Source organism: Kitasatospora sp. NPDC057512, assembly GCF_042802135.1.
Classification (GTDB): domain Bacteria; phylum Actinomycetota; class Actinomycetes; order Streptomycetales; family Streptomycetaceae; genus Kitasatospora.
The window spans coordinates 1-5,683 of sequence record NZ_JBHVET010000584.1 but is presented as its reverse complement, the minus strand read 5'-3'; the positions used below and the strand labels follow the sequence as shown (position 1 = coordinate 5,683).

Annotated in this window: 5 protein-coding genes; 4 read left to right on the top strand and 1 reads right to left on the bottom strand. The window is 73.8% G+C overall.

All coding sequences use genetic code 11. The annotated features are described in order from the left end of the window. Positions 1-41 precede the first annotated feature (41 nt). Positions 42-1,127, bottom strand: coding sequence for a pyridoxal-phosphate-dependent aminotransferase family protein (locus tag ACFU6K_RS29595; protein ID WP_380668139.1), 1,086 nt, complete (start codon positions 1,125-1,127; stop codon positions 42-44). A 136-nt stretch (positions 1,128-1,263) separates the two neighbouring features. Here ACFU6K_RS29595 and ACFU6K_RS29590 point away from each other — a divergent pair, with 136 nt between their 5' ends. The 4 genes from ACFU6K_RS29590 (at position 1,264) to glnII (ending at position 5,632) form a co-directional block, all read left to right on the top strand. After that, positions 1,264-2,355 carry an amidohydrolase family protein gene (locus ACFU6K_RS29590; protein ID WP_380668137.1) on the top strand — a complete coding sequence of 364 codons (1,092 nt, stop codon included), beginning with the start codon at positions 1,264-1,266 and terminating at the stop codon, positions 2,353-2,355. A gap of 149 nt (positions 2,356-2,504) precedes the next feature. After that, positions 2,505-3,182: a uracil-DNA glycosylase gene (locus tag ACFU6K_RS29585; RefSeq protein WP_380668135.1), complete on the top strand. Its 678-nt coding sequence runs from the start codon at positions 2,505-2,507 to the stop codon at positions 3,180-3,182. 120 nt (positions 3,183-3,302) lie between these two features. After that, on the top strand, positions 3,303-4,373 hold the full coding sequence (locus tag ACFU6K_RS29580; RefSeq protein ID WP_380668133.1) for an SCO1860 family LAETG-anchored protein: 1,071 nt from the start codon (positions 3,303-3,305) through the stop codon (positions 4,371-4,373). Between the two features lie 236 nt (positions 4,374-4,609). Continuing rightward, positions 4,610-5,632 (top strand): glutamine synthetase, encoded by a 1,023-nt coding sequence (gene glnII, locus ACFU6K_RS29575; RefSeq protein WP_380668131.1) that lies wholly within the window; start codon positions 4,610-4,612, stop codon positions 5,630-5,632. The last annotated feature ends 51 nt before the right edge of the window (positions 5,633-5,683 follow it).

Sequence of the window (5,683 nt, the reverse complement as noted above, 5' to 3'; positions counted from 1 at the left end):
GGCCCCGGGTTGTGCAGCGGGGGCCCGCCGCCGTACGCGCGTCAGGCCGCGACGGTCGCGTTCCAGGCGGCCTCGGCGGCGGCCAGGGCGGGCGCCGGGTCGGCCGAGGTGGCGGCGGCGAGACCGGTGAGGCAGGCGCGGACGGTGTCCAGCGCCGCCGCCTGCCCGTAGTGGTTGACCCGCAGCATCGAACCGGCCAGCGCACCGCCGCCCGGCTGGATCGGCAGGGCCGGGTCGAGGCGGGCGGCGAGGGCGGTCGCGTCGACGCCGTCCGGGGTGCGCAGGGTGGTGGCGACCGGGGCCGCGTGGGCGTCCTCGACGACGTACGGGGCCAGGGTGCCGAGCGCGCGGACGCCGGCCCGGGTGGCGGCCGAGGCAGCGCGGTGCCGCGCGATCACGGCGGGCAGGCCGTCGGCGGCGATCCGGTCCAGGCAGGCGCCGAGCGCGAGCATCTCCAACTGGGCCGGGGCGTGCGGCAGTACGGCGCGGCCGGCGTCGGTCCAGCGCTCCTTCCAGTCCAGCAGCGAGAGGTAGGAGCGGCGCGGGGCGGCCGGGTTGGCGGCGATCCGCGCCCAGGCGCGCTCGGAGACGGACACGGCGGAGACGCCGGCCGGGCCGCCCATCGCCTTCTGGCCGCCGATGACGCACAGGTCGACGCCCCACTCGTCGGTGAGCACGGGCTCGGCGGCGACGGAGGCCACCGCGTCCAGCATCAGCAGCGCGCCGTGCTCGCGGACCACGGCGCCGATCGCGGCGACCGGGTTGGTGTTGCCGGTGGCGGCCTCGGCGTGCACCAGGGAGACGAAGTCGATCTCCGGATCGGCCTCCAGAGCCGCGGCGACCTGCTCGGCGCTCACCGCGCTGTCGAAGGGCACGGCCAGGTCGACGACCTTCGCCCCGCAGGAGCGCAGCCAGTTGCCGAAGGTCTGCCCGTACGGGCCGGTGACGACGTTGAGGGCGGTCGAGCCGGGGTGCGCGGCGCCGCGGATCGCGGCCTCCAGGGGGAGCAGCGCCTCGCCCTGGGTGACGATCACGTCCGCCCCGGTGTGCAGCAGGGCGGCCACCTGGTCCTCGATCGCCGCGAACTCGGCGGCGCTGAGCGGGGGCAGGTCGAGGAAGGGACTCACGTCGGTATCGCCTTTCGCGGGGTTTCGCGGGAGTCGCGCGGGGGCCGCGCGGGGGTCGTACGGGGTGGGGGTGCGGAAACGAGTCTGCCGCATCGTGACCGCTCACACGGAACCCGCCCGTCGGTAGAGTGCGGCCATGAGTGATGGCGCGGTGCTGCACGTGCGGGGTCGGGTGCTGGTCGGTCCGCAGGACGTCCGGGACGAACTCTGGGTGGTGGACGGCCGGGTGAGCTTCACCCGCCCGCCGACCGCCGGGGACGTCCGGACGGTGACCGGCTGGGTGCTGCCCGGCCTGGTGGACGCGCACTGCCACGTCGGCCTGGACGCGCACGGCGCGGTGGACGCCGAGACCAGCGAGAAGCAGGCGCTCACCGACCGGGACGCCGGCACCCTGCTGATCCGCGACGCCGGCTCGGCCGCCGACACCCGGTGGATCGACGAGCGCGAGGACCTGCCCCGGATCATCCGGGCCGGGCGACACATCGCCCGCACCCGCCGCTACATCCGCAACTACGCGCACGAGATCGAGCCCGGCGACCTGGCCGCCTACGTCCGGGCCGAGGCCCGGCGCGGGGACGGCTGGGTGAAGCTGGTCGGCGACTGGATCGACCGCGAGCGCGGCGACCTCGCCGCCTGCTGGCCCGGCGACGCGCTGGCCGAGGCGATCGCGGCGGCGCACGAGGAGGGCGCCCAGGTCACCGCGCACTGCTTCTCCGCCGAGTCGCTGCCGGACCTGCTGGCGGCCGGGATCGACTGCGTCGAGCACGCCACCGGCCTGACCGAGGAGCTGATCCCGGTCTTCGCCGAGCGCGGGGTGGCGATCGTGCCGACCCTGGTCAACATCGCCACCTTCCCGGGCCTCGCGGCCGGCGGCGAGGCCAAGTTCCCGGCCTGGTCGGCGCACATGCGGCGGCTGCACGAGCGCCGGTACGACACGGTGGGCGCCGCGCACGACGCGGGCATCCCGGTGTTCGTCGGCACCGACGCGGGCGGCTCGCTGGCGCACGGGCTGGTCGCGGAGGAGGTGGCGGAGCTGGTCAAGGCGGGGCTGAGCCCGGCCGAGGCGCTGTCGGCGGCGAGCTGGGGAGCGCGCGCGTGGCTGGGGCGGCCGGGGCTGGAGGAGGGCGCGTCGGCGGACTTCGTGGTGTACGCGCAGGACCCGCGGGCGGACGTCCGGGTGCTCGCGGACCCGCGGCTGGTGGTGCTGCGGGGGCGGCCGGTCGGGTAGCCGCGCCGGGGGTTCCGCCGGGGCCGGTACCGGCTTCCGGACGGGCCGCCGCGGGGGCGCCGCCGGCCCCTGACCTGCCCGCCGCGTCCTCTCGATCACATGATCATCCGCTGAAAGCCGTGTCGGTGTAGGCCGATAGGGTGGCGACCATGGCACCGCGTCCACTGAACGAGATCGTCGAGCCCGGCTGGGCCACCGCCCTGGAACCCGTCGCCGGACGGGTCGCCGCGATGGGCGACTTCCTGCGCTCCGAGCTGACCGCAGGCCGTACCTACCTGCCCTCCGGTCCGAACGTGCTGCGCGCCTTCCAGCAGCCCTTCGCCGACGTGCGGGTGCTGATCGTCGGGCAGGACCCGTACCCGACCCCCGGCCACGCCGTCGGGCTCAGCTTCTCGGTGGCGCCGGAGGTGCGGCCGATCCCGGCGAGCCTGATCAACATCTACCGGGAGTACGGCACCGACCTGGGCCTGCCGGAGCCGTCCAACGGGGACCTCACCCCGTGGACGAACCAGGGCGTGCTGCTGCTCAACCGGGTGCTCACCGTCCAGCCGCGCAAGAGCGGCGGGCACCGGGGCAAGGGCTGGGAGGCGGTCACCGAGCAGGCGATCCGGGCGCTGGTGGCGCGCGGCGGTCCGCTGGTGGCGATCCTGTGGGGGAGCGACGCCCGCAACCTGCGGCCGCTGCTGGGCGGTGTCCCGTCGGTGGAGTCGGTCCACCCCAGCCCGATGTCGGCCGACCGCGGCTTCTTCGGCTCGCGGCCGTTCAGCCGGGCCAACGAGCTGCTGGTGCGGCAGGGGGCGCAACCGGTGGACTGGCGGCTGCCGTAGGGCCTGTCGTCGAACTCGCGTCTGCGGGCCGACGACAGGCCCTAGCAGAGACGGGTCAGCGCAGAACGCCAATCTCACTCCAACGGGTGAAATGACTTTCTGTGTTACTCATGTGACGGATTGTTCGAGAAGACTGGCGGCTCATCCTTTCATCTGTGTGGGGGTATCGCCTTGTCTTCCCGTCCGTCCTCTCGTCCGTCTTCTCGCCGAATCGCTTCCGCCGCCGCGGCCACCGCCGTGGCGGCGAGCTCACTGCTCGCGGCCGCGCCCGTCCAGGCGGCCGAACCCGCCCCGTCCTCGCCCGGCAAGGCGCGCGCCGTCACCGCCGAACTCGACCTGGACGTCAGCCTGTTGAACAAGGCGGTGGACGTCCCGGTGAACATCGCGCTGAACAAGGTGGAGTCGCCGGCGCAGCGCGACGGCTCGATCCTGACCGCCACGGTGGCCGGGGTGGACCAGACGGGCCCGGTCACCCTGGTCAAGGCGGACGTCGGCAAGTCGGTGACCCGCGTCGACGCCAAGGGCGCCACCGCCTCCGTCAAGCTGGTCAACGCCGACGTGCACGCCCCTGGCCTGCCCGCCACCGCGCTGCTCGGCCTGGAGGCGATGAGCGCCGAGGCGAGCTGTCCGGTGGACGGGCAGCCCACCGCCGACGTGGTCGCGCCGCTCAAGCTCAGCGTGCTCGGCAAGCCGGTCACCGTCGGCCTGTACGGCCCGACCAAGGTGGACGTGCCGCTGGTCGGCAGCGTCTCGGTGGAGTTCTCCAAGAAGACCGTCACCACGACCACCGCCGCCGCCTCCGCCCTGGAGGTGCAGGTGGAGGTGAACCCGCTCAACTTGAACGTCGCCAAGGTCACCGGGAAGGTCACCGTCGCCTCGGTGAGCTGCGAGAAGCCCTCCGCGCCGGCGGCCACCCCGTCCGGCCCGGCCACCCCGTCCGGCCCGGCCACCCAGGGCACCACGCCCGCCAGTGCGCCCGCCGTCGAGCCGGTGGCCGACACCACCGCCTCGCGCACCCCCGTTCCGCAGGCCGCGGTGGAGAAGCAGGAGAAGTCGGAGAAGCTGGCCGCCACCGGCGGCAGCAGCGCCACCGGCCCGCTGGCCGCGGGGGCCGCCGCCCTGGTCGCGGGCGGGGCGGCCGCGCTGTGGGCCACCCGGCGCCGTCGCGCCGCGCACGCCCGCCGGAGCTGACCGCGCGGCGCCTCCGGCCGTGAGGTGGCGCTGATCGCACATCGTCACCGAACGCGCCGATGCCGCCACCGATGGCACCCGGAACAGCGGGAGTGCCGCCCCCGGCACTCCCGCACTGTGACCGTGCCAATGCGGACGGTTGGTTCACCTGCGCGTTACACAAGAGGAACAACCGGGAAACGGCGGCTTGCGACGCTACGCGGGCACCCACCACCCAGCAACGCGAGGGACACGCCGTGGCAATCAAGGCCGAGTACATCTGGATCGACGGCACCAAGCCGACCGCGAAGCTCCGTTCCAAGACTCGCGTCCTGCCCAACGCCGACAAGATCCCGACCTGGGGCTTCGACGGTTCCTCGACCAGCCAGGCCGAGGGCCACGCCTCGGACCGCGTGCTGGACCCGGTGCGGGTGACGCCGGACCCGATCCGCGGCGGCGACCACATCCTGGTCCTCTGCGAGGTCCTGGAGACGGACGGCACCCCGCACGTCTCCAACACCCGCGCCCTGCTGCGCGAGGTCGCCGAGAAGTACGCCTCGCAGGAGTCGATCTTCGGCATCGAGCAGGAGTACACCTTCTTCAAGGGCTCCCGCCCGCTCGGCTTCCCGGAGGGCGGCTTCCCGGCCCCGCAGGGCGGCTACTACTGCGGCGTCGGCGCCGAGGAGGTCTTCGGCCGCGAGATCGTCGAGCTGCACCTGGACCGCTGCATCGACGCCGGCCTGGCCATCTGCGGCATCAACGCCGAGGTCATGCCCGGCCAGTGGGAGTTCCAGATCGGCCCGGTCGACGCGCTGACCGTCTCGGACGACATGTGGATCGCCCGTTACCTGCTGTACCGCACCGCCGAGGAGTTCGGCATCGACGCCACCCTCGACGCCAAGCCGGCCCGCGGTGACTGGAACGGTGCGGGCGCCCACACGAACTTCTCCACCAAGGCGATGCGCGAGGGCTACGACGCCATCATCACCGCCTGCGAGTCGCTCGGCACCTCGCAGGAGAAGGTGCTGGAGCACGTCAACCAGTACGGCCACGACATCCAGTCGCGCCTCACGGGCAAGCACGAGACCGCCCCGTGGAACGTCTACAGCTACGGCGTCTCCGACCGCGGCGCCTCGGTGCGCATCCCGTGGCAGGTCGAGGTGGACAAGAAGGGCTACATCGAGGACCGTCGCCCGAACGCCAACGTCGACCCCTACGTCGTCACCCGGCTCCTGATCAACACCTGCTGCGAGGCCCTGGAGAAGGCCGGCCAGGTCTGATCCGCCGCCGCGGCACGGGTGCGTGAACGCCCGCGGGCCCCCTCCCGAGAC